The 23,220-nt window shown below is 60.3% G+C and carries 20 protein-coding genes and 1 pseudogene; 9 read left to right on the forward strand and 12 right to left on the reverse strand.

Translation table 11 applies throughout. The annotated features are described in order from the left end of the window. Positions 1-45: 45 nt before the first annotated feature. The 7 genes and pseudogenes from HU755_RS03390 to HU755_RS03420 all read right to left on the reverse strand — a co-directional run bounded on the left by HU755_RS03390 (position 46) and on the right by HU755_RS03420 (position 5,810). Entirely contained in the window at positions 46-699 is a 654-nt protein-coding gene (locus tag HU755_RS03390) for a DUF2931 family protein (RefSeq protein ID WP_186630607.1), read from the reverse strand. After that, positions 699-2,239, reverse strand: a pseudogene (locus HU755_RS03395) (DUF2235 domain-containing protein). The gene HU755_RS03390 and the pseudogene HU755_RS03395 overlap by 1 nt, the downstream one beginning before the upstream one ends. 138 nt (positions 2,240-2,377) lie before the next feature. Further along, positions 2,378-2,737, reverse strand: a complete 360-nt coding sequence (locus tag HU755_RS03400) for a DUF6124 family protein (protein WP_186630608.1) — start codon at positions 2,735-2,737, stop codon at positions 2,378-2,380. Between the two features lie 437 nt (positions 2,738-3,174). After that, positions 3,175-3,873 carry an arsenical resistance protein ArsH gene (arsH, locus tag HU755_RS03405; protein WP_186630609.1) on the reverse strand — a complete coding sequence of 233 codons (699 nt, stop codon included), beginning with the start codon at positions 3,871-3,873 and terminating at the stop codon, positions 3,175-3,177. A 9-nt stretch (positions 3,874-3,882) separates the two neighbouring features. Beyond that, on the reverse strand, positions 3,883-4,353 hold the full coding sequence (locus tag HU755_RS03410) for an arsenate reductase ArsC (RefSeq protein ID WP_186621398.1): 471 nt from the start codon (positions 4,351-4,353) through the stop codon (positions 3,883-3,885). 26 nt (positions 4,354-4,379) lie between these two features. Continuing rightward, positions 4,380-4,727 carry a metalloregulator ArsR/SmtB family transcription factor gene (locus tag HU755_RS03415; RefSeq protein ID WP_186630610.1) on the reverse strand — a complete coding sequence of 116 codons (348 nt, stop codon included), beginning with the start codon at positions 4,725-4,727 and terminating at the stop codon, positions 4,380-4,382. A gap of 198 nt (positions 4,728-4,925) precedes the next feature. Beyond that, positions 4,926-5,810, reverse strand: a complete 885-nt coding sequence (locus tag HU755_RS03420; RefSeq protein ID WP_186547830.1) for a LysR family transcriptional regulator — start codon at positions 5,808-5,810, stop codon at positions 4,926-4,928. 132 nt (positions 5,811-5,942) lie between these two features. On the opposite strand from HU755_RS03420, the gene HU755_RS03425 reads away from it, so the two are divergent. Continuing rightward, the gene (locus HU755_RS03425) at positions 5,943-7,610 is read left to right on the forward strand and encodes a GMC family oxidoreductase (RefSeq protein WP_186630611.1); all 1,668 of its coding nucleotides are present in this window, start codon (positions 5,943-5,945) and stop codon (positions 7,608-7,610) included. 124 nt (positions 7,611-7,734) lie between these two features. After that, a complete protein-coding gene (locus tag HU755_RS03430) occupies positions 7,735-9,357 on the forward strand; it encodes an MFS transporter (protein WP_186547835.1) in 1,623 nt (540 codons plus the stop codon). A 57-nt stretch (positions 9,358-9,414) separates the two neighbouring features. Here HU755_RS03430 and HU755_RS03435 read toward each other — a convergent pair whose 3' ends face one another. Beyond that, the gene (locus HU755_RS03435) at positions 9,415-9,783 is read right to left on the reverse strand and encodes a DUF427 domain-containing protein (protein WP_186630612.1); all 369 of its coding nucleotides are present in this window, start codon (positions 9,781-9,783) and stop codon (positions 9,415-9,417) included. Between the two features lie 186 nt (positions 9,784-9,969). Between HU755_RS03435 and HU755_RS03440 the strand changes: the two genes are divergently transcribed. Then, positions 9,970-11,913: a DNA topoisomerase III gene (locus HU755_RS03440; RefSeq protein WP_186630613.1), complete on the forward strand. Its 1,944-nt coding sequence runs from the start codon at positions 9,970-9,972 to the stop codon at positions 11,911-11,913. Positions 11,914-12,455: 542 nt separating this feature from the next. Then, positions 12,456-12,785 (forward strand): hypothetical protein, encoded by a 330-nt coding sequence (locus tag HU755_RS03445; RefSeq protein WP_186547845.1) that lies wholly within the window; start codon positions 12,456-12,458, stop codon positions 12,783-12,785. Between the two features lie 191 nt (positions 12,786-12,976). Here the strand turns inward: HU755_RS03445 and cynR are convergent, their stop codons facing one another. Continuing rightward, a complete protein-coding gene (gene cynR / locus HU755_RS03450) occupies positions 12,977-13,849 on the reverse strand; it encodes a transcriptional regulator CynR (RefSeq protein WP_186630614.1) in 873 nt (290 codons plus the stop codon). A gap of 120 nt (positions 13,850-13,969) precedes the next feature. On the opposite strand from cynR, the gene cynS reads away from it, so the two are divergent. After that, positions 13,970-14,437, forward strand: a complete 468-nt coding sequence (gene cynS / locus HU755_RS03455; protein WP_186547849.1) for a cyanase — start codon at positions 13,970-13,972, stop codon at positions 14,435-14,437. A 64-nt stretch (positions 14,438-14,501) separates the two neighbouring features. After that, entirely contained in the window at positions 14,502-15,161 is a 660-nt protein-coding gene (locus HU755_RS03460) for a carbonic anhydrase (protein ID WP_186630615.1), read from the forward strand. A 127-nt stretch (positions 15,162-15,288) separates the two neighbouring features. On the opposite strand, the gene HU755_RS03465 is transcribed toward HU755_RS03460, so the two are convergent. The 3 genes from HU755_RS03465 to ppk2 form a co-directional block, all read right to left on the reverse strand. Next, a complete protein-coding gene (locus HU755_RS03465; protein ID WP_186630616.1) occupies positions 15,289-16,791 on the reverse strand; it encodes an aldehyde dehydrogenase family protein in 1,503 nt (500 codons plus the stop codon). Between the two features lie 177 nt (positions 16,792-16,968). Beyond that, a complete protein-coding gene (gene glsB / locus HU755_RS03470) occupies positions 16,969-17,877 on the reverse strand; it encodes a glutaminase B (RefSeq protein WP_186630617.1) in 909 nt (302 codons plus the stop codon). Positions 17,878-18,037: 160 nt separating this feature from the next. Continuing rightward, positions 18,038-18,853, reverse strand: coding sequence for a polyphosphate kinase 2 (ppk2, locus tag HU755_RS03475; RefSeq protein ID WP_186630618.1), 816 nt, complete (start codon positions 18,851-18,853; stop codon positions 18,038-18,040). 188 nt (positions 18,854-19,041) lie between these two features. On the opposite strand from ppk2, the gene HU755_RS03480 reads away from it, so the two are divergent. The 3 genes from HU755_RS03480 to msrA all read left to right on the forward strand — a co-directional run bounded on the left by HU755_RS03480 (position 19,042) and on the right by msrA (position 22,887). Then, a complete protein-coding gene (locus HU755_RS03480) occupies positions 19,042-21,168 on the forward strand; it encodes a TonB-dependent receptor (RefSeq protein WP_186630619.1) in 2,127 nt (708 codons plus the stop codon). A 69-nt stretch (positions 21,169-21,237) separates the two neighbouring features. Next, complete coding sequence (locus HU755_RS03485) at positions 21,238-22,290, forward strand: alpha/beta fold hydrolase (RefSeq protein WP_186630620.1); 1,053 nt, start codon at positions 21,238-21,240, stop codon at positions 22,288-22,290. Between the two features lie 90 nt (positions 22,291-22,380). Then, a complete protein-coding gene (gene msrA / locus HU755_RS03490) occupies positions 22,381-22,887 on the forward strand; it encodes a peptide-methionine (S)-S-oxide reductase MsrA (protein ID WP_186630621.1) in 507 nt (168 codons plus the stop codon). Positions 22,888-23,220: the final 333 nt, after the last annotated feature.

Consider the following 23,220-nt stretch of genomic DNA (forward strand, 5'->3'; position numbering starts at 1 on the left):
ATGATGAACGCCATGATGATGCTTATTCGCGGATTTGCCTGCGGCTCACCAACTCCCGTATGGGATGCCAAATTTCTCGATATACCGCTTGGATTTTTCACTGATCGGATATGCATATCGCCCTTGAGTTTCCCCCTGACTTGGCCCCAACGGTTCGATTTCGGCCTGAGCTCTGGCGACTTTCACCGGATGATGACAGGCGTCCCTTACCCAGACCTGAACGACACCACCAGGAGCCAGGCCCAAGTAAACCGAAGATATATAGGTAGCTCTTTTCTCCGGAGTTTTCGAGCAGCGTTGGCTGACTGAGGTCACCATTAATTGTCGGGCCTCTTCGGGTATATCGATCCAAACACTATAGGTCTGGGGCTCTACGATGGATTGCCACCGAACGAAGATTCGTTTAGGAAGATCAGCGCCTACCACCGCTTTCGCGGAGCTGCCCAAGCCGTGCCAGCCTCGCGCAGATTCTGTTCCGTCCTCTGGTTGCCCGCCTGAGGCGGATCCTTCGCCGGTGTGCAGGAGCGTCTTTCCTTTGATGTCTTCGACAGAGGTGTCCTCAACCCAGACTTTCATGTAGCGAGGCTCGGTAAAGCCAAGTTCCCACCATGGCGATTTGGGATCGTTTTTTGCCGAAAGCGGGTCGGCATGACAACCAGCCACAAACAATGTGCAAAGTAAGGTTGCGAATAATTTCATTACCAAAGCGTCCAGTCAGGTACGTGCGGGTGTTTTACTCGTATTGCATCTGCCGTAGGAGCGTTGATATATACCGCGCGCAATCCGCCGCCATCTCTTCGTCCAAGTGGGTGGTTCCAGTTGGCGGAAGTATGAATGTACTTGAGTTTGAGCATTTGCTCCTCTTGCAGCGTGGTGCTGTAGTCGCCAGAGACAAATCGATCGCACAAGGGTTTAAGCTCCGCCGGAATGGCAACCGCAGGAGTCTCGGGAATGTCATTGAAACGCACTCCCTTGGTCTTTGCCTGTTGATGCATCACGCGCAGGCAAACTCTTGCCAGCATTCCGCTCACCGGTCGTTTTAGCTGCACGGCGGCATAGACCCGCTTTACGCGTGGGCCTAATCGATCCTGTGGATTGATCGGCATAATGAGTGCGGGTGGTGTCACGATCTCCAACATTTCAGAGGGCCAGCCGTTGCTTAGCCACTGACTTCTCACCTTCATCGCATCCTGGTAGATCGATGTTGTGACGACGTCAGTATTCATGGGCACCTCCAGAGTTTGCATCGGACTGATGAGTACGCACTCTTCAGCGTCATCCAAGTAACCGCCTCCTATGTCGGAATGCACTCCGGGCAGGACAATTTCTGGATGATCCATCCCCACGCGATTGAGAGCGAAGTTAGCTCTGCATTCGTCACGCGCAACCAGATGGACAACGTTAGTAAAAAAACGTCGGTCCAGGTAAAGCCTGATACCTGTTGCGACAGGGCTTTTGATGTTGCCCAAATTGGACCATCCAGCAATTGACGGAACCGTGTCGAACAGGCCGATGAAGCCCATATTGATGTCGCGTTGGTATTGATCAATGAAGGACGAACTGAAGAGATCAGAATTGCTGCGCAAGATTTCGCCCAGAGGGCCTTGTTTGCCACGCACGATTTCATTGGCAAAGTGCCTGGCGGCTGCCGCGCCACGGCTGAAACCGAAGGTGTCGAAGGTCAACGAGATAATTTCACTATCCGGATTTTCGTTTAACACTTCATTGATACGTTGTTCGATGAATACAAACGAAGATTGAACGCGCCCGGCGACGCCTGTCTCGCCACGCCCGGCGCCAGCTCCCAAGGTACTGTCTTTTTCGCCTGATCGGGTGCCGATACCTTCGACGTACACCATACGAAATGCCTGCTTTCGCAGCCCCTCGCCTTCGGCAACTTCAGGAGCGTCATACAAATCACTGAGTCTTTTTACATTACTCACGTCATTACCGTAACTGCTATCCGGATCGCTCATATACGGCTTGCAGCTGGCATCAATGTCTTTGGGAGCAATCGGATGCTGCGCACCACACAACAACCCCGCAGCAGAGTTGTTCGCATTATTGCCCGTCCCATCAAAGAACACCCCGATCCTCAGCGCGATGCCAATTTTCTCAGGCGCGCGCGCAGGTTCTCTCCCATGCTTCTCATACTCCGCCCAACGCTGGGCATGAATATCGACGGGTTTGGCTTGTTCGTAGCGGTATTTTTCGGCGGGTTTGGAACGTAACCACTCAATCCTTGATTCCTTGTTCTGATCCTTGAAGAACGGCCCGAAGGGTGACAGCCGGAGCCGGGCGGTGCAAGCCGTGGCTGTGTGCCAGCCGTGGCAGCATTGTGGGTTGCAACGAGGGTTCGCCCTCGTCGCGTTAGCGGTTATTTGGCGATTTCGACGTTATCCAGTGCCTGATTCACGGCGATTTCGCCAAGCATCACGACCTGGGCGATGCCCAGCAGGGTTTTGCGGCGCGGGTTGTCGAGCAGCGCGGCGAAGTCGTAGAGCATGGTGGTGGCCGAGCCGAGTGATTCACTGGCGTTGGCGAGCAGTGATTCGGTGTCGTATTGCGGGTTGGCGAGAAACATCGGTTCCGGGGCGCGGGTGCTGGCGAGGATGTCGGCGGGGCCGAGGTGGTGGTCGAGGGCGCGTTCGGCGGCTTCGTGAAGTTTTTTTGAATCGAGGGATTCGTAGGGGGATGCCGGATCTGTTTGTGGCGGGTTGGGTGTGACTTTGAACATGGTGAAACTCCTGATTCTTCATATGAAGCGACCCCCATCACTTGCAGATGATGGGTGGCAGCTATGTGCGGGTCTGCAAGACCGGGAAATCAGGAACCCGGCAGACCCGAAGGTCTCCCGCACAGAGCCGCCATTAAGCGGACACGAACGAGCGTCCTATGGCAGGGCTATGCGTCTGATTTTCCGGCGGGCTTGCAGACCCGATCACTGATGGCAGTGACGGGAACCAAGTTACGGAGGGCGTGGCAGACGCACAAGCCGGCGGATTCTGGCTTAGTCGTAGGTAACGGCGCAAGGCGTTGTAGCCCGTTGCTGATTACTGGCACGCTGTTTAAACATGAAGGGGTGTTTTCTGTTTATCTGGCAGTGAATGGGCTGACGCATTCGCGAGCAGGCTCGCTCCCACAGGGGAACCGAGCCTGCCTGTGGTCTGGCAGTCAAATCGACCGCTGATTGACCCGCGCCATCAACTGCTCGGCACTTTCCTTGCGCTCGGAATAGCGATCTACCAGATGCGCCTGTTGCCCTCGCAGCAACACGGTGAACTTCACCAGTTCCTCCATCACATCCACCACACGGTCATAGAACGGCGACGGCTTCATCCGCCCCGCTTCGTCGAACTCCATGTAGGCCTTGGGCACCGAGGACTGGTTGGGGATGGTGAACATGCGCATCCAGCGGCCCAGCACGCGCAGCTGGTTGACCACGTTGAACGACTGCGAGCCGCCGCAGACTTGCATCACCGCGAGGGTTTTGCCCTGGGTCGGGCGCACGGCGCCGAGTTCCAGCGGGACCCAATCGATCTGCGCCTTGAACACCGCCGACATGGCGCCGTGGCGTTCTGGCGAGCACCACACCTGCCCCTCCGACCACAGCACCAGATTGCGCAGTTCCTGGACTTTCGGGTGGTCGACGGGAGCGTCATCGGGCAGGGGCAGACCGGACGGGTTGAAGATACGGGTTTCGGCGCCGAAGTGCTCAAGCAGGCGGGCGCTCTCCTCGACCAGCAAACGGCTGAACGAGCGTTCGCGGGTCGAGCCGTACAGCAGCAGGATGCGCGGTTTGTGTTCGCCCGGTGCCGATGGCTGGGTCGCGTCGAACAGGGTTGCGTCGAGGTTGGGCAAAGCGTCTGACATGGGGCCTCCTTAAAGCGTGCCGATGCGGTCGAGTTCGACCTTCAGTTGTTCGCGGCTGAGCGAGTGAAAAGGCAGATCGAGGAAGGCTTGGCAGCGTTGGCCGATGCGCATCAAGGTGGCGTGGAATGCTGCCTCGATTGCGGCCTCGTCACCGATGACATCAGACGGATCTTCGAGGCCCCAGTGCGCTTTCAGAGCCGGGCCGAAGTACACCGGGCAAGTCTCGCCAGCCGCTTTATCGCAGACGGTGATGACGATATCCGGCGGATTGTTTTCGAAGGCGTCATTGCCTTTGCTGTGCAGACCGTCGATGGCGATGCCGTTCTTTTGCAGCGTCAACAGACTGCGCGGCAGAACCTGGCCTTTGGGAAAACTGCCAGCACTCACCGCGGTGAACCCAGCGGGTGCCAGGTGATTGAACATGGCTTCGGAAAGAATGCTGCGGCAGCTGTTGGCCGTGCACATGAACAGAACTCGCATCGATGCGCTCCGTAAAAGTTAAAGATTCAGCAACAGGCGCGTTCGCGCACGGGACGGCCATCCATGTGTTGCAGGCGCGCGGCATTGTCCTTGAGCCAATCACCGTTGGCCTTTGATGTCACCCGCACGATCTCGCCGATCCACGCCGGCAGCTGCGGGTTGAGCCGGTAATAGACCCACTGGCCCTGACGGCGGTCGAGCAGCAAACCGTTGCTGCGCAATAGCGCGAGGTGGCGGCTGATTTTCGGCTGGCTGTCGTCGAGTGCACACATCAGCTCGCAGACGCACAGTTCACCTTGCTCGGCGATCAGCAGAATCGCGCGGGCGCGGGTTTCGTCGGCAAGGCTTTTGAAGACTTCGGTGGGGGTGATCATGGGGTGCGGCTCGCAATATGCGGGGAATCGAATATACGGATATCCATATATTAATCAACCCACGGAAGCAGCCACGACAGATAGCCCTGTGGGAGCGGGCTTGCTCGCGAAGGCGGTGGGTCAGACGACATTTACGTTTCAGACACACCGCTTTCGCGAGCAAGCCCGCTCCCACAGGGGGGATTTCGGTGTATCCGGTCAACCGCGTAACAGGCCCTGCTCCGCTTCGCACAGTCCCACCACATAATCCCAGACCACCCGCAGCCGTACCGACTTGTGCAGTTCGCGCCGCGTGCTGATCCAGTAACTGCGCTCGATGCTCTCATCCGGCAGCAAAGGCACCAGATCCGGGTCGGACGCGGCCATGTAGCACGGCAATACTGCGATCCCCAATCCCGAGCGCGCCGCTTCCTGCTGGGCGATGACGCTGGTGCTGTGAAACACCACGCGCGGGCTGCGGCAGAAACTGTTGAGGAACATCAGCTCCTGACTGAACAGCAGATCATCCACATAACCGATCCATGCATGCCGCGCGAGATCTTCGCGGCTTTGCAGCGGCGGCGCCTGATCGAGATAGGCCCGACTGGCGTACAGCGCCAGGCGATAGTCGGTGAGTTTGCGCGTGACCAGCATGTCGGCGGCGGGACGCTCAAGGTGAATGCTGATCTCGGCTTCGCGGTTGAGGATGCTGACAAACCGCGGCACGGCGACCAGTTCCACCTCCAGCCCAGGGTAGCGCTCGAACAGGCCGATCATGCGGCTGGCAAGGAACTTGATGCCCAGCCCTTCAGTCACGCCGACGCGAATCTTGCCCAGTGGCGCCGTCGACTGGGTGATCTCTTCCTGGGCCAGCAACGCGACGTTTTCCATCGCTTCGGCATGTTTGAGCAGCGCCTCCCCCGCCGGGGTCATTTCGTAGCCTTGCGCATGCTGGACGAACAGTGCGGTGCCGAGGCTTTTTTCGATGGCCTCGATATGCCGGGCGACAGTGGCGTGAGTGGTGTTGAGACGACGCGCTGCCGTCAGCAAGCGACCGCTGCGTTGCAGTTCGAGAAAAAACCTCAGGTCGTTCCAGTCGAACATGGCGTGTCCTTGTCGGCTATCGTCTGGGAGCGCTGTTTGAAAACGCACAGCGGCTGCGCAAAAACTAACATTCTTTTGACGAAAGCTAACAACTAGAGTGTCCGACAATAAAAACAAAAACGAGGTCAGGGCATGCAGACGTCCCTCGATGATTACGACTACATCGTAGTCGGCGCCGGCCCCGCCGGCTGTTTGCTGGCCAATCGGCTGTCCGCAGATGCAAGGCATCGCGTGTTGCTGCTCGAAGCCGGCGGGCGCGACAACTATGCGTGGATCCACATCCCGGTGGGTTACCTGTTCTGCATCGGTAATCCACGCACCGACTGGTGCTTCAAAACCGAAGAACAACCGGGCCTCAATGGTCGCGCCTTGAGCTATCCACGCGGCAAGGTGCTCGGCGGCTGCTCATCGATCAACGGCATGATCTACATGCGCGGCCAGGCCAGCGACTACGACGGTTGGGCCGCTGCGGGCAACCCGGGCTGGGCCTGGAAGGACGTGCTGCCGCTGTTCAAACAGAGCGAAAATCACTTTGCCGGCGCCGCTGAGTTTCACGGCGCCAACGGCGAGTGGCGCGTGGAACAACAGCGCCTGTCGTGGCCGATTCTCGATGCGTTTCGCAGTGCTGCCGAACAAAGCGGCATTGCCAGCATCGATGACTTCAATCAGGGCGACAACGAAGGCTGCGGCTACTTTCAGGTCAATCAGAAGGCTGGGGTGCGCTGGAACGCGGCGAAGGCATTTTTGAAACCCGTGCGTGGCCGGTCGAACCTGACCGTGCTGACGGGGGTTGAGGTTGATCGTGTCCTGTTGGAGAACGGCCGTGCTTCGAAAGTCAGCGCTCGTCACGAAGGCCAGATCAAGCAGTTCAAGGCGCGCAAGGAGATTGTCCTGTGCGCCGGTTCCGTCGGCTCCCCGAGCATTTTGCAACGCTCGGGGATTGGCCCCCGGCCGCTGCTCGAACGCCTCGGCATCGGCGTAATCCATGAGTTACCGGGGGTCGGCAGCAACCTGCAGGATCACCTGCAACTGCGCCTGATCTACCAGCTGGAAAACGCGCGTACGTTGAACCAGATTGCCGGCAGCGTGTGGGGCAAAATGGGCATGGGCCTGCGTTATCTGTACGACCGCAGCGGGCCGCTGTCGATGGCGCCAAGTCAGTTGGGCGCGTTCGCCCGCTCCGGGCCGGAGCAGTCATCGGCGAACCTGCAATATCACGTGCAGCCGCTGTCACTGGAGCGCTTTGGCGAGCCGCTGCACAGCTTTCCGGCGTTCACCGCGTCAGTGTGCGACCTGCGGCCGAAGAGCCGGGGCCGTATCGAGATTCGTTCGACGGACCCGCAAGCGGCGCCGTTGATTCAGCCCAACTACCTCAGCCATCCGGAAGACCTGCGCGTGGCAGCCGATGCGATTCGCCTGACCCGACGCATCGTCAGCGCCCCAGCCCTGCAACCGTTCAAACCGGTCGAGTATCTGCCGGGTGACAGCCTGCAAAGCGACGCCCAGTTGCAGGAAGCGGCGGCAAAAATCGGCACGACGATTTTTCATCCGGTCGGCACTTGTCGCATGGGCAATGACGGTGACGCCGTGGTCGACGCGCAACTGCGCGTGCACGGCGTGCCCGGTTTACGCATTGCCGATGCGTCGATCATGCCCACCATCACCTCGGGCAACACGTGTTCGCCTACGCTGATGATTGCCGAGAAGGCTGCACAACTCATATTGGCTAAACCTGTACACAGTTCCAATGTGGGAGCGGGCTTGCTCGCGAAAGCGGAGTGTCATTCACCTTTGATGTGACTGACACGGCCACTTCGGGAGCAAGCCCCCTCCCACAGTTTTTGCAGCAGATTCAAGGCATCGCATCACCCGGACACGCAACACCAGTGGAACAACAAAAACAATCACTGTGAGGGATACCGACATGTCAGAACACGCTCAGCCGCTGGACGCTGCAGGCAGCGCCGAGACCAGCAACGCGACGCAGAAAGTCATCTTCGCTTCATCACTCGGGACGGTGTTCGAGTGGTATGACTTCTTCCTCTACGGCGCGCTCGCGGCGGTGATCAGCAAGCAGTTCTTCGCCGGGGTCAACGACACCACGGCGTTCATCTTTGCGCTGATGGCCTTCGCCGCAGGTTTTATCGTGCGGCCATTCGGCGCGCTGGTGTTCGGCCGGTTGGGCGACATGATCGGGCGTAAATACACGTTTCTCGCGACGATTATTCTGATGGGCGTGGCGACGTTCTGCGTCGGCCTGCTACCGACTTACGCCAGCATCGGCATCGCCGCGCCCATCATTCTGGTGGTGCTGCGCATGCTCCAGGGCCTGGCCCTCGGCGGCGAATACGGCGGCGCGGCGACCTACGTGGCCGAGCACGCGCCGATCGGCAAACGCGGTTTCCACACCAGCTGGATTCAATCCACCGCCACCCTCGGCCTGTTGCTGTCGCTGCTCGTGGTGCTCGGTTGCCGCTACTTCACCGGCGATCAATTTGAAGTCTGGGGCTGGCGCATTCCGTTCCTGCTGTCGATTGTGCTGCTGGGCATTTCCACCTGGATTCGCCTGAGCCTGCACGAGTCGCCGGCCTACCTGAAAATGAAGGAAGAAGGCAAAACCTCGAAGGCGCCGATCCGTGAATCCTTCGGCAAATGGGAAAACCTCAAGGTCGTGCTGATCGCCCTGTTCAGTATCAACGCCGGGCAAGCGGTGACCTTTTACGCGGCGCAATTCTACGTGCTGTTCTTCCTCACTCAGTTCCTGAAAATGGACCCGGCGGTGGCCAACAGTCTGCTGATCGTCAGCGTGGTGATCGGTGCGCCGTTCTTCATCTTTTTCGGCTGGCTGTCGGACAAGGTCGGGCGTAAACCGGTGCTGATGCTCGGCCTGCTGCTGGCAACCGTGCTGTACTTTCCGATCTTCAAATCCCTGGCCCACTACGCCAACCCGGCGATCGACCTGGCCAGCCGTCAGGCACCCATCACCGTGCTGGCGGACCCGGCCACCTGCACCTTCCAGTTCGACCCGGTGGGCAAAGCCAAATTCGACAGTCCGTGCGACAAGGTCAAAACCTTCCTGGTCAAGCAAGGCCTGCCCTACTCCAGCGTCGCTGCGCCTGCGGGTAGCGGCGTGCAAGTGAGTGTCGGCGACGTGAAACTGGACGGTTTCGATGAGGCGGCACTGCGCGGCGCGATCACCTTGGCCGGCTATCCACAACAAGCTGACATGCAGCAGATCAACAAACCGATGATCGTCGCCCTCATCGTCGCGCTGATCATCATTTCGGCCATGTGCTACGGCCCGCTCGCGGCACTGATGGTCGAACTGTTCCCGACCCGCATCCGCTACACCTCGATGTCGCTGCCGTATCACATCGGCAATGGCTGGTTCGGCGGGTTCCTGCCGACCGTGTCGTTTGCCTTGGTGGTCTACACCGGCGATATCTTTTATGGGCTGTGGTACCCGGTGTTGATTACGGGGGTGAGCCTGGTGGTGGGGATGATCTGCTTGCGTGAGACGAAGAATATCGATCTGGACAAGAACTGAATCGGCGATAGCGCAAATCCTGTGGCGAGGGAGCAAGCTCTCTCGCCACAGTGATGTTTAGACCTCTGCTTTGATCACTTCAAATTTCACCTGATCCGGGTAAAACGCCACGTAGTCGCGGATCGGCGCGACTGACACTTTCGGATGTTCATACGTCCACACCGCATTCGCGGCTTCATGTCCCGGCACTTGTAGCGTGAAATAATTGGCGTCGCCCTTGTACGGGCAATAGCTGGTGTGATCCGTGCGGGCGAAGTACTTTTCCTCGATGTCTTCGCGGGGGACGTAATAAACCGGTGGATAATTGGCTTCGTTGAGGATCAGCACGTGGGCGGATGCGGCAATCTGGATGCCATGGAATTTTACCAGCAGGCAACCAGTGAGTTGTTCGAGGCTGATGACAGGGTTGAGTCCGGCGCTTTTCATCGGGGGTTCTCCTGAATACGGCGAAGAGACCGATTCAGGTATAGCTGATGCCTCGGCGTCTGGTTGGGTTTACAGCCGAACGGCTCACCGCGGCCGTCGCTGTATATCCATACAGATAAAAGTTGCCCCCAGCGCCAAGTCCGGCCATTCTGTGCCCTCCCCGGACAACGATTGACGATGGTGGCTATGCGGCTGTACCTCTGTGAAAAACCCTCCCAGGCCAAAGACATTGCGGCCGTGCTCGGCGCGAGACGCCGGGGCGATGGCTGCTGGCTGGGAACGGACGTCACAGTAACCTGGTGCATCGGCCACTTGCTCGAAACCGCGCCGCCGGATGCCTATGACGCACGCTACAAACGCTGGGTGCTGGCGGACCTGCCGATCATTCCGGACAAGTGGAAAATGACCGTCAAGCCGCGCACCGCCAGTCAGTACAAAGCGGTCAAGCGCCTGCTCGGCGAGGCCAGCGAACTGATCATCGCCACCGACGCCGACCGTGAGGGCGAGATGATCGCCCGGGAGCTGGTCGAACACTGCCGTTATCGCGGACCGATCCGCCGCTTGTGGCTGTCGGCGCTGGACGAGGCGTCGATTCGCAAGGCCCTGGCTGCGCTGAAGCCGGGCGCCGAAACGTTCAGCCTGTATCACTCGGCGCTGGGACGTTCGCGGGCGGACTGGCTGATCGGCATGAACATGAGTCGGTTGTTCACCTTGCTCGGCCGCCAGTCCGGCTATCAGGGCGTGTTGCCGGTGGGCCGAGTGCAGACGCCTACCCTGCGGCTGGTGGTCGATCGTGATCGCAGCATCGCCGATTTCGTACCGGTGCCGTTCTGGGCGATCGATGTGGAGTTGTCGCACAACGGCACGCGCTTTACCGCGCAGTGGCAAGCGCCGTCTGAAGTTTGTGATGATCAGGATCGCTGCCTGAATCAGGCGCTGGCTCAACAGGCCGCGGCGGCCATGAAAAGCGCTGACAGCGCACGGGTGGTCAAGCTGAAAACCGAGCGCCTGCGCGAAGTGGCGCCGCTGCCCTTCGACCTCGGCACGTTGCAGGAAGTCTGCTCGAAGAAACTCGGCCTCGGCGCCCAGGAAACCCTCGAGATCGCCCAGGCCCTCTACGAAACCTACAAAGTCATCACCTACCCGCGCAGTGATTGCGGCTTTCTGCCGCTGAGTCAGCACAGCGAGGCTCCGGCCATTCTCGCGGCGCTGCGTCAGGCTGATCCGGGCCTTGAAGCCTTGCAGGGGTATCTTGAACCGCAGCGTCGCTCGCGCGCGTGGAATGATGCCAAGGTCAGCGCTCACCACGGCATCATCCCCACTGCCGCGGCGAAAAACCTTGAACGCCTGACCGGCAAGCACCGTGCGGTCTATACATTGATTCGCGCGCGCTATCTGGCGCAGTTCCTGCCCAACCACGAATTCGATCGCACTCAGGCTGATTTCGATTGCAACGGGCAGGCGCTGCGCGCTGTGGGCAAGCAGATCATCGAACCGGGCTGGAAGCGCGCACTCCCCGAAGCCCTGGCACCGGCCAAGGGCCGCGAAGCGCCGGTGCCGCAAACCTTGCCAGCCTTGAGCCAAGGCGTCGAATGCGCGGTTGAAAAGGTCAATCTCAAGGATCTATGGACACAACCGCCCAAGCCCTACACCGAGGGCGACCTGATCAAGGCGATGAAGAACGTCGCCAGACTGGTCGAAGATCCGCTGCTCAAACAGAAACTCAAGGACACCACCGGCATCGGCACCGAGGCCACTCGCGCATCGATCATCCAGGGCTTGCTTGACCGTGGTTATCTGGTCAAGAACGGCAAGGCACTGGCGGCGACGCCCGCCGCTTTCAGTCTGATCGATGCGGTGCCCCGCGCCATTGCCGATCCCGGCACCACGGCGATCTGGGAGCAGGCGCTGGACATGGTGCAGAGCGGTGAAATGAGTCTGGAAGAGTTCGTCACCAAACAGGCCGCGTGGATGAGCAAGCAAGTCACCCGCTGCTCCGGCCTGAGCCTGACCATCAGCGGCCCGCCTCCCGCCGGCAAGGCCGCAGCGCCATGGAAGAAAAAACGCAAGGCGACGGCAGGTAAAACCCCCACCACGCGTAAACGCGCGGCCCGGCCGGCGACCCGATAAATCCCTCGCGGTTCCCGCTTCCCGGTGGCGAAACAGATTTTTTCTCATTCCAAAACAGCTTTGTCGGACAATATGTAGTGCCTGAAAATAATCACTACAAAACCGTTGACGGCGTCGTTTTGCTTTTGCATGATGAAGACGTTCCCTGATCGGGAGCGCTGGTAACACGCTTGAGCAAACTCGTCTGACCGCCGAGTTGTTTTTTCCGGATACACGCTGCCCACAAGGCAGATTGAAGAAGCTGACCTGGCCTGAACGTCCAGTACAAGGACGAGAAGCGCTGGCGAAAATTCTCAAGACGCTTGTGGTCGACACTGGATATGTCGTCAAGGAGCCTCCCGGTTTTCGCTGCTTCTCCTCGTTGTGACGCTATTGCGTAGCAGTTATTCAACACGACTACATGCAACAGATGCACGACCCCGTTCTTCAAACGGGCGAACGCTGACGTCCTGGTTTCGGTGCCAGGGATCAACTAACCGATGGGCTACCTGTATTAGCGAATCAACTTTGAAAGATCACCAGACTGGTCAAGGGGCATAACAATGAATCTGAACAATCAACCTACCGTCGAAGAACTGGCTCGTATGTTCGCTGCGCAGAAAGACAGCCACGACAGCCACATTCTGTGGATCAGCAAGTCGGGCCAGGTGCACATCGACTGCCTGTCGCCCCACGCTGGCGAAGAAGAATTCGATCGCAACAACCAGAACCTGCTGGCCCGCCTGAAGATGTACCGCCGCGGCCACGGTTATGTCGGCAAGAAGGCCGCGGCCGACAAGGACTTCATCGGTAATGTTCTGCAAACGCTGAAACAGGCGTGGGACTCGATGCAGAACAACAATGAAGTTCGGGTGATTGATCGGTTTTATTGAGTTGTAACTTCGATAATGAAAAGGGCCTGTTTCCGATTAGGACCAGGCCCTTTTTGCATCCAGAGTTCGGCGCATCTCCCTGTAGGAGTGAGCCTGCTCGCGATCGCGGTGTGTCAGTTATATAGTCATGTCTGAATAAACGCTATCGCGAGCAGGCTCACTCCTACAGGGGACAGCGTCGCCTGGTAGTTTTATAGCTCTAGCACCAGCTCCACAAACGCCAGCGCCGCCGCACTGTGATAATTATTGCGCCGGCGCAACAACGCCGCGCCCCGCTGTGGCGCCTCGCCTTCAACCGCGAGCCTGCGCAAGGCGCGATCTTCGGTCGCAATCGCCTGCGGCAACATCGTCGCCATCGGCGAACAACGCACCACCTCAAGCAGCGTACTCACCGAATTCACCTCGATCCGCACCTTCGGCGTGATGCCGTTCTGGCGGAAATATTCATCCACCGATAACCGCGTGATGAAGTCCGGCGCCAGCAAGGCAAAATCAAGCTGTGCGATATCGTTCGGTTTCAGTACAGAGCGGCAGTCATACAGCGGATGCCCACGCCCGACCATGAGCCCCAGCGTCTCGGTGAACGCCGGGATGCACTCAATGTCGGCGTTGCGCACCGGCGCAAAGGCAATCGCCACATCCAGCGAGTCATCCGCCAGCCCGGCCTCGATGTCGTCCATCGACAATTCGAAGATCTGCAAGTGAATCCCCGGAAACTGCGCTGCATAGTCGCGCACCAGAGGCCCGACCAGGTACGCCATGAACGTCGGCGTCATCGCCAGACGCAGCGTGCCGCGAGACAAGTCTTTCACATCGTGCAGTGCGCGCTGCCCCGCCTGCAATTCCACCAGCACTCGCCGCGCGCATTCGATGTAGGCCGCGCCAGCATCCGTCGGTTTGACCGTGCGTGATGTGCGATCAAACAGACTCACGCCCAAGGTCTCTTCCAGTTGCCGAATCTGCTGCGACAGCGTCGGCTGCGACACGTGCAGCGCTTCGGCCGCGCGAGTGAAGCCGCCGTGATCGGCAACGGCCAGCAGATAACGCAAATGTCGCAGCAGCATGGGAAACACCATCTATAGGCAAGGCTTATGCGAAGCATTGTATATCGGTCTTGGACGCTATGGATCAATCGGCCGAACATGGTTGCCACACCGCAAGCCAACCCTGAAAGGAGTGACACCATGCAACAGTCCCACGCCTACAACGACAACAGCCTGGCCCTGACAACCCGCGTTCTTGACGCCAAAGCGAAGAAAGATCTGTCGTGGCAGGATCTGGCCGATGGCACAGGTCTGAGCCTCGCTTACGTCACCGCCGCCCTACTCGGCCAGCACCCGCTGCCGGACCACGCCGCTCAGGTAGTGGGTGACAAGCTTGAGCTGACCGCCGCCGACGTCGCCGCCCTGCAAATCATTCCGCTGCGTGGCAGCCTCAGCGGTGTGCCGACCGATCCGACCATCTACCGCTTCCACGAGATGATCCAGATCTACGGCACCACGCTCAAAGCGCTGGTTCATGAGCAGTTCGGCGACGGCATCATCAGCGCCATCAACTTCAAACTCGACATCAAGAAAGTCGAAGACCCGGAAGGCGGTTCCCGCGCCGTGGTCACCCTCGATGGCAAATTCCTGCCGCTGCGTCCGTTCTGATCCGCACCGGCCCGTACGCCTGGGGTGTGCGGGCCCACCGATCTGCATTGAAGAGGACACACCCATGAAAGCCCTGATTGATGGTTTCCTGAAATTTCAGAAAGAAGCCTTTCCGCAACGCAGCGCATTGTTCAAGCACCTGGCGACCACCCAGCAGCCCGGCACGCTGTTCATTACCTGTTCCGACAGCCGCGTGGTGCCGGAACTGCTGACCCAGCAAGAACCCGGTGAGCTGTTCGTGATCCGCAACGCTGGCAATATCGTGCCGTCCTACAGCCCGCATCCGGGTGGGGTATCGGCTACCGTGGAATATGCGGTAGCGGTGTTGGGGGTGACCGACATTGTGATTTGCGGCCACTCGGACTGCGGCGCGATGACGGCGATTGCCCAGTGCAAGTGCATGGACCATCTGCCCGCCGTCAGCGGCTGGCTGCAACACGCCGAGTCGGCGAAGGTGATGAATGAAGCGCGCGCGCATGGCAGCGATGCGGCGAAGCTGAGTTCGATGGTGCGCGAGAATGTGATCGCCCAACTGGCGAATATCCAGACCCACCCGAGCGTGCGCCTGGCCCAGGAACAAGGCCGACTGAACCTGCATGGCTGGGTGTATGACATCGAGACCGGCTCGATCGACGCGCTGTCTGCGGATCGCCGCACATTTGTAGCGCTGGCCGAGCAACCCGAGACTTGTGCGATCCATGCCAAGACTTCCAACGCAGCCTGACCCCGCGGTGATCGTTCCCACGCTCCGCGTGGGAATGCCTCTAGGGGCGCTCTGCGTCCAGTGACGCGGAGCGTCACGGGCTGCGTTACCACGCGGAGCGTGGGAACGATCAAGTACAAGTCTGGGGTCAGCGTTTTACCGTGAGATCAACCTGACTCATGCGGCTGCGCACGGTAAACACGCCATCACCCGACAGAATTGCACTGCGCGCAAACAACCGCCCGCTTTCCCAGTTCGAAAGCCCCAGTTCCGGCTTGTTCAGGGCGTATTGCCCATCGACCCAACGCGTAATGCCATTGCCTACAAACGGCGCATTCACCGCGTTGTAGAAGCGCTCCTGAACCGTCGCATCCTCACTGATCAACGACACCGTAAATTGCGGGCTGTAACGGTTGAACAAGGCAATCGCCTGAGCCAGGTCGTCGACAATCATCAGGCTGACTTCCGGTGTTTCTTCCCACTCCCACTCACGGCCCAGTTGTGCCTCTGCCAAAGGTTCGGCCAATGCTTCGGTCTGATAGCCCTCGGCGCGATAAACCTCGACCGTTGCGTTCTGCCATTCGGCCGGCAGGCAATGTTCGCTGCCTTCGACGATGTGCAACTTGCAGCTCTGGCCCCGTGCCGTCCCTGCGCCCTTCAATGCAGCGAGGAACAGCGGCACCAACTCGGCGGCACGGTCGCGCTGGATCAGGCAGACGTTCAGCGTGTTGCAGACCTTGCGATCCAGCGAGTTGCGCACCACCGCCGCAAAGCGTGTGGCGTCGGCGTCACGGTCGGCGATCAGCCACGCGCCACCGGTGCCGTGCAGGCTGACCGCAGTGCCGGCCTGCTGGGCAATGCTGCCCAATTGACTGACCGCACGCCCCGACCCGCGCGCCACAGCCAGTGACAGACGGCGGTCGGCGAACATCGCCCAACCGGCCGCATGGTTGACGCTCTCCACCAGCGACACCGCGCCCGCCGGCAGACCGGCATCGGCCAGCGCCGGGTTCAGTGCGTGGGTAACAATAGCCTGCGCGGTGCCCAGCGCATCGCTGCCGATACGCAATACGGCGGTGTTGCCCGTGCGCAGCACGCCGGCGGCGTCGGCGAACACGTTCGGCCGGCCCTCAAAAACAAACGCGACGATGCCCAGCGGCGAGACCACTTGCTCGACTTTCCAGCCGTCGTGCTCGACGCTGCTGATGACCTTGCCGCGCGTCGGCGGCGCGTCACGCCAGGCGCGCAGGCCGGCGATCATGTCACAGCGCATGCGGTCATCGGCGAGCAAGCGGGTGGTGGAGCGGCCACGGCCCCTGGCGCGCTCGATGTCGGCAAGATTGGCAGCTTCGATCTGCGCCCAGCATTCAGGGCTTTCGAGACGCTCGGCGAACCGGTCGAAGAACTGGCTGATGGCATCATCGGACACCGCCGACAACGCGGTGAAAGCTGCCGCCGCCCGCTCGATCGCCACCGACGCGGCCTGTTGATCCGCCACGGGGATCAGCAACAACTCGCCACTGACCTGCTCGACCAGCAAATGGTCACCGGGCTGAAACCGCGCCGCCAGTTCGGGGCTGACCACGGTGACGCGGTTACCGGCGAAAGGGATCGGCGTGCCAGCGACTAGACGTTCGAGCGCAAGAGACATGAAACGGATTCACCATGCAGGGGGCGGCCGGAAAATGTATAGAACGCGATCAGCCAAAGCAACAGTGAACCCTGTGGGAGCGAGCCTGCTCGCGATAGCGGTATGTCAGACGAGATGATGCCGACTGGTCCAGCGCTATCGCGAGCAGGCTCACTCCTACATGGGGCATTGGGTGTATCAGAACACCGACCAGCCAATCCGCGAACTGAGCAGTTCCAGCGCCGCCATGCCTGCCAGCGAATTGCCGGCCGCATTCAATTCCGGCGACCACACGCACACCGTGAACTGCCCCGGCACCACCGCAACAATCCCGCCGCCGACGCCGCTCTTGCCCGGCAAGCCGACGCGATAGGCGAAGTTGCCCGCTTCGTCGTACAAACCGCTGGTGGCCATGATCGAGTTGACCTGCTGGGTCTGCCGGCGCGTGAGGATCTGGTCGCCGCTGTGTTTGCAAAAACCATCGTTGGCCAGGAAACAAAACGCCCGGGCCAGATCGATGCAATTCATGCGCAGCGCGCAATGGCTGAAGTAGCTGCGCAGCACCGCCTCGACGTCGTTATGAAAATTGCCGAACGATTGCATCAGATAAGCCATCGCCGCATTGCGCGCACGGTGCTGGTATTCGGAGTCGGCCACTTTGCCGTCGATCATGATCTGTGGATTGCCGGAAAGACGTCTGACGAAATCACGCATCGACAGCGTCGGGGCGGCGAAGCGCGACTGGTTGATGTCGCAGATCACCAGCGCACCGGCATTGATAAACGGATTGCGCGGCCGACCTCGCTCGAACTCCAGTTGCACCAGCGAGTTGAACGGCTGCCCGGACGGCTCATGCCCGAGGCGCTCCCAGATCGCTTCGCCAGAGTGGTCGATGGCCTGCACCAGGCTGAACACCTTGGAAATGCTTTGCACCGAGAACGGCGTATCCGCGTCGCCGGCGCAGTACATTTCGCCGTCATTGCCATACACGGCGATGCCCAATTGATTGGCCGGCACAGTGCCGAGGGCAGGAATATAGTCAGCCACCTTGCCCTGCCCGATGAGGGGCCGGACAGCGTCAAGAATCTCGTTCAACAGCGCTTGCATGCCGGGTTCCGAAGTCTCGCCCCCATGGGATCGCGGGGACACTGGGGCTAGACGCTGCGCCCGTCGGTCGCATCACACCGGCAAGCGCTATGCGGCCTGTTCCAGGCTGAAGTGAACCGCCCACACCGCGGGACAGCGCCATGCTAGCTGACGCCGCGCCTCAAAACTGTTGAGCAACGTGTTTATACGGATAGTCCGGTTCACGGTACTTGCCCGGTTTCTGCCGTTTCGGCAGTTCGACTTTCTCGCGCTTGACCTCTTTATAAGGAATGCGACTGAGCAGGTCGGTAATGATGTTCAGCCGCGCCCGGCGCTTGTCGTTGGAGTCGGCCACCAGCCAGGGCGCCCGGTCGGTATCGGTGTACTTGAACATCTCGTCCCGCGCACGGGAATAGTCGTACCAGCGGCTGTAGGATTTCAGATCCATTGGCGTCAGCTTCCAGATCTTGCGGCCGTCGTTGATTCGCGCTTCGAGCCGGCGGGTCTGCTCCTCGGGGCTGACCTCCAGCCAATATTTGAGCAGGATCACGCCCGAATCGACGATGGCGTTCTCCACCCAGGGAATCGACTTCAGAAACTTGTCAGCCTGTTCATCGGTGCAAAAGCCCATGACACGCTCGACACCGGCGCGGTTGTACCAGCTGCGATCGAAGATCACCACTTCCCCGCCCGCCGGCAAATGTGGCAGGTAACGCTGCACGTGCATCTGGCTTTTTTCCCGATCGGTCGGTGCCGGCAGCGCCACGACCCGGAACACTCGCGGACTCACACGTTCGGTAATCGCCTTGATCGTCCCACCCTTGCCGGCGCCGTCGCGCCCTTCAAAAACGATACACACCTTGACGCCTTCGGCGATGACCCACTCCTGCAGCTTGACCAGTTCAACGTGCAGCTTGCGCAGCTGTTCGAGGTAGTCCTTGTTTTTCAAGCGGGGACTCGCCGCCGCCTTCACAGGTTTTTGCTTATCTTTCGCCATGCAACAGCCCTCACGAAATCAACAGCGCAACGAAATTGTTTATTGACCGGCCCCGTCTGATCCGTGAGGTTAGTTCAAGCCTTGCCGTTTGCCATTGCCGGGCGAAAAGGCCCCTTCGCCATGTGTTTCCTTCGTACTTTGCAACGTCGCACTGTTCATTGCCCGTTCCTGTCTGCTGGAGTTTCTCGATGCCGTCGTTCAAATCCGTGCCCACCGCCCTGCTCGGCCTGGCCCTGGCCTGCCCGGCACTGGCCGAGACTCAAGGTCTGGAGCTGGGGCAAGTGCTGATTTCGGCGGATGAACGCAACGCCACCGAGGCCTCCGTCGACGAGGCCAGGGGGCGACTGGAACAGGTGCCCGGCGCGACCAATGTGGTCGACATGCGTCAGCCGTTGCAGGGCCGCGTGGCGAGCAATCAGGATGTGCTGGCCTATCAGCCAGGCGTGTATGCGCAGTCTTCTGGTAATGAAGGCGTGAAGATTTCCATCCGCGGCTCCGGCATCAACCGCGCGCCGGGCGCCCACGCGTCGGGGCTGTACACCCAGCTCGACGGCTTGCCGCTGACCGGCCCCGGCGGCACGCCTTACGAACTACTCGAGCCGCTGTGGGTCGAGCACGTCGAAGTGCTGCGTGGGGCCAACGGTTTCGATCGCGGCTCACTCGCCTTGGGCGGCGCCATCGACTACGTCAGCCACACCGGCTACACCGCGCCAAAGTTGCAAGTGCGCTACGCCACCGGCAGCCATGGTTATCAGCAGCGTCAGGTCAGCTCCGGGCAAGTGCTGGGCGACTTCGACTATTACGTGTCGCTGACCAACGCCAACGCCGATGGCTATCAGGACCACACCGCCAGCGACAGCAAGGGTGTGATCGCCAACTTCGGCTATCGCTTCAACCCGAACCTGGAAACGCGCTTCTATATCCGCTACCGGGAAACCGACAACGACCTCGCCGGCCGCGTGACCAAGCATTCCATCGAACACAGCCCACGGGCGGCCAACCCGGCCTATGTCGCGCGCGACGACAGCCGCAAGCAACCGGGCAGCACCTTCATCGGCAACAAAACCACGTTCTACATCGACGACGATTCGAGCATTCAGACCGGCCTCGTCTACCACAATTACCCCATGGATCTGCGCGAAGGCCCGAATCGGCTGAAGGTGGCCTACACCGATGTCAGCGGCACCTTCGACTACAAGCGTCGCGACACTCTGTTCGGCATGGAAAGCCGCAGCAACGTCGGCCTGCGGGTGACCAAACACCTGCCCAACGACGGCGCCAGCGAATTCGTGCGCATCCCCACCGGCAATACCGCCGGCTATGTGCCGGGCACACGCATGCGCAACTTCACCTACCAAGGCTCGGACACCGTCCTGCACGTTGGCAACGACCTGGAAATCGCTGACGACCTCTGGCTGACCACCGGCCTCGCCGCCATCTACACCCGCCGCGAAAGCGCCGTGACCTACCCGCAGGGCGGCGGCAAAACCAGCCTCGGCGACTGGGACTACGCACCGCGTATCGGCCTGCGCTACCAGATCACCCCGGATGTGCAAGTGTTCGGCAACCTCAGCCGCTCCGTCGAAGCGCCGCACCCGTGGTCGCTGATCTACAGTTCGAACGTGCGCTTCCCCCCGGATAATGGCGCCGCGACCGGCGCCCAGCGCGACCCGATCGAGCTGCAAAACCAGACCGCGACCACCCTGGAACTTGGCGGTCGTGGCGACAGTAAACTGGGCGAATGGAGCCTGGCGTGGTACTACGCCCAGGTCCGCCACGAACTGCTCTCGGTCCTGCCAGACGCCAATGCCGTCACGCCTTACGAACTCAATGCCAGCCCGACCGTGCACCAAGGCATCGAAGCCAGCCTCAACAGCCAGCTTTGGCGCGCCGCTGATGGCCGCCGACTGAGCTTGCGTCAGGCCTATACCTTCAGTGACTTCCATTATCGCGACGACGATCGCTTCGGCGACAACCGGCTGCCGGGCCTGCCGATGCATTACTACCAGGGCGAGCTGCGTTACGACTGGCCGCAGGGCTTCTTTGCCGCCGTGAATACCCAGTGGGTGTCGAAGGTCGCCGTTGATTATGCGAACAGCTATTACGCCGACCCCTACGCCCTGTTCGGCGCCACGTTGGGCTACAACGCGCCAAAGGGCGATTGGCAAGGTTGGGTGGACATGCGCAACCTGACCAACAAGCGTTATGCCGCGACGGTGACGCCGGGCTATGACGACAAGGGAATGGATGCAGCGCGATCGACGCCGGGCGAAGGGATGGGCGTTTACGTCGGGGTTTCATGGAGTTTGTTGTAAGGCTACTCTGCGGCCAGCTTCGAGCCGGTGCTAATCTGTTGCGCTTTATTCATCAAGGACGATAACCCCATGAAAAAATCTTGCGGCGCGCTGCTTCTCGTCTTGCTGACAACTCAGGCTGTCGCTGGCGTCAGTGCGATCGGCTTCCACTCCTCCACCCTACCCGACCCGCACAACGAGCGCCCACTGGCCATGGTCGTCTGGTACCCAGGCGCCACGACCGCCGCGGCGCAGTTGATTGCCGACGATGTGGTATTTGCCGGCACGCCAGCCGTTCGCGATGCACCCGCCACTGCGGGCGAGCACCCGTTGGTCGTGCTCTCCCACGGATACCGAGGCAACTGGACCAATCAGGCCTGGCTGGCAAGCGCGTTGGCGCAGCAGGGCTATATCGTCGCTGCGGTGAACCACCCCGGCACCACCACCCATGACCGCAATCCGCAGGCGGCGGCGCAGTTGGCCCAGCGCACTGTCGACCTGAGCCGGGTGATTGATGCGGTCACGGCTCAACCCGATAGATTTGGCATCGTTGCCACGCACCGAATCGCTGTCGCAGGCCATTCCCTCGGCGGCTGGACCGCGATGGAAATCGCCGGTGCCCGCTTCGACCCGCAGCTGTTTGCCCGGGACTGCGCTACTCATCCGCAGCTTTCCAGTTGCAGCGTCTATCAACAGATCAACCCGGCCAGTACGTCAGCCGCGAAGGCCGCACTGGCGGATGACTTGCGCGACAAGCGCATCACCGCGGTGGTATCGCTGGACCTGGGCCTGTCACGCGGGATGACCGACGAAAGCCTTGCCGCATTGCCAGTACCAGCGCTGGTGATTGCCGCAGGGGCGCCGTCACAGGATCTGCCGGCGGCGCTGGAATCTGCCAACCTGGTCAGACGCCTGCCTAAGGCTTCCACACGTTATGTCGAGATTGGCGATGCCAGCCATTTCAGCTTCATGTCGCTCTGCAAACCGGGCGCGGTGGACTTGCTCGAAGAGGACAGTCCGGGCGATGGCATCATTTGCCGCGATGGCGAAAATGCGCGACCGCGTGCAGTGATTCAGCAGCAGGTCACCGCGCTGATCGCCGACTTCCTGACGCAGAGCATGAATAACCCGCACACCCCTTGATCAGATTCTCTTCGCGCATGACCTTGGAATCGCCCGCCCCGCCCACATAACCCTTAATACCCCCATCGTCTCCGAGAGGAAGGACACACCATGACCACCCAAACCGAAACTGCCATTCTTGCCGGCGGCTGCTTCTGGGGCATGCAGGATCTGTTGCGCCGTTACCCCGGTGTGCTCAAAACCCGTGTTGGCTACACCGGCGGCGATGTGCCAAATGCGACGTACCGCAATCATGGCAATCATGCTGAAGCCATCGAGATCGAGTTTGATCCGGCGGTGATCAGTTACCGGCAGATTCTCGAGCTCTTCTTCCAGATTCATGATCCGAGCACTCCCAACCGACAGGGCAACGACCGCGGCCCGAGTTATCGCTCGGCGATTTATTACCTCAACGCCGGGCAACGCGCTATTGCCGAAGACACCGCTGCCGACGTCGACGCATCTAAACTCTGGCCCGGCCGGGTGGTAACCGAAATCGAAGCGGCCGGACCGTTCTGGGAAGCAGAACCGGAGCATCAGGATTACCTGGAGCGAATTCCGAATGGCTATACCTGCCACTTCATCCGGCCGAACTGGAAACTGCCGAAGCGCGGGTGACCTGGGGGTTTCGCGCGCCAAACCTGACGATCGTGTGGGAGCTGGCTTGCCAGCGAAGGCGTCGGGTCAGTCAGACCAGCGGTGGCTGATAGTCCGCTTTCGCGAGCAGGCTCGCTCCCACAGTGAGTTTGTGTTTGGCCCGAATTTCACATGCGCCGCCAAACCCTGTGGGAGCTGGCTTGCCAGCGAAGGCGCCGGGTCAGTCAGAGCAGCTGTGGCTGATATTCCGCTTTCGCGAGCAGGCTCGCTCCCACAGTAAATATGTGTTTGGCCCGCAATTGCCCATGCACCGCCAAAACCTGTGGGAGCTGGCTTGCCAGCGAAGGCGTCGGG

Origin of the sequence: Pseudomonas sp. SWRI111, from assembly GCF_014268555.1 — a bacterium.
In the GTDB taxonomy this organism is placed as follows: Bacteria; Pseudomonadota; Gammaproteobacteria; order Pseudomonadales; family Pseudomonadaceae; genus Aquipseudomonas; species Aquipseudomonas hamedanensis.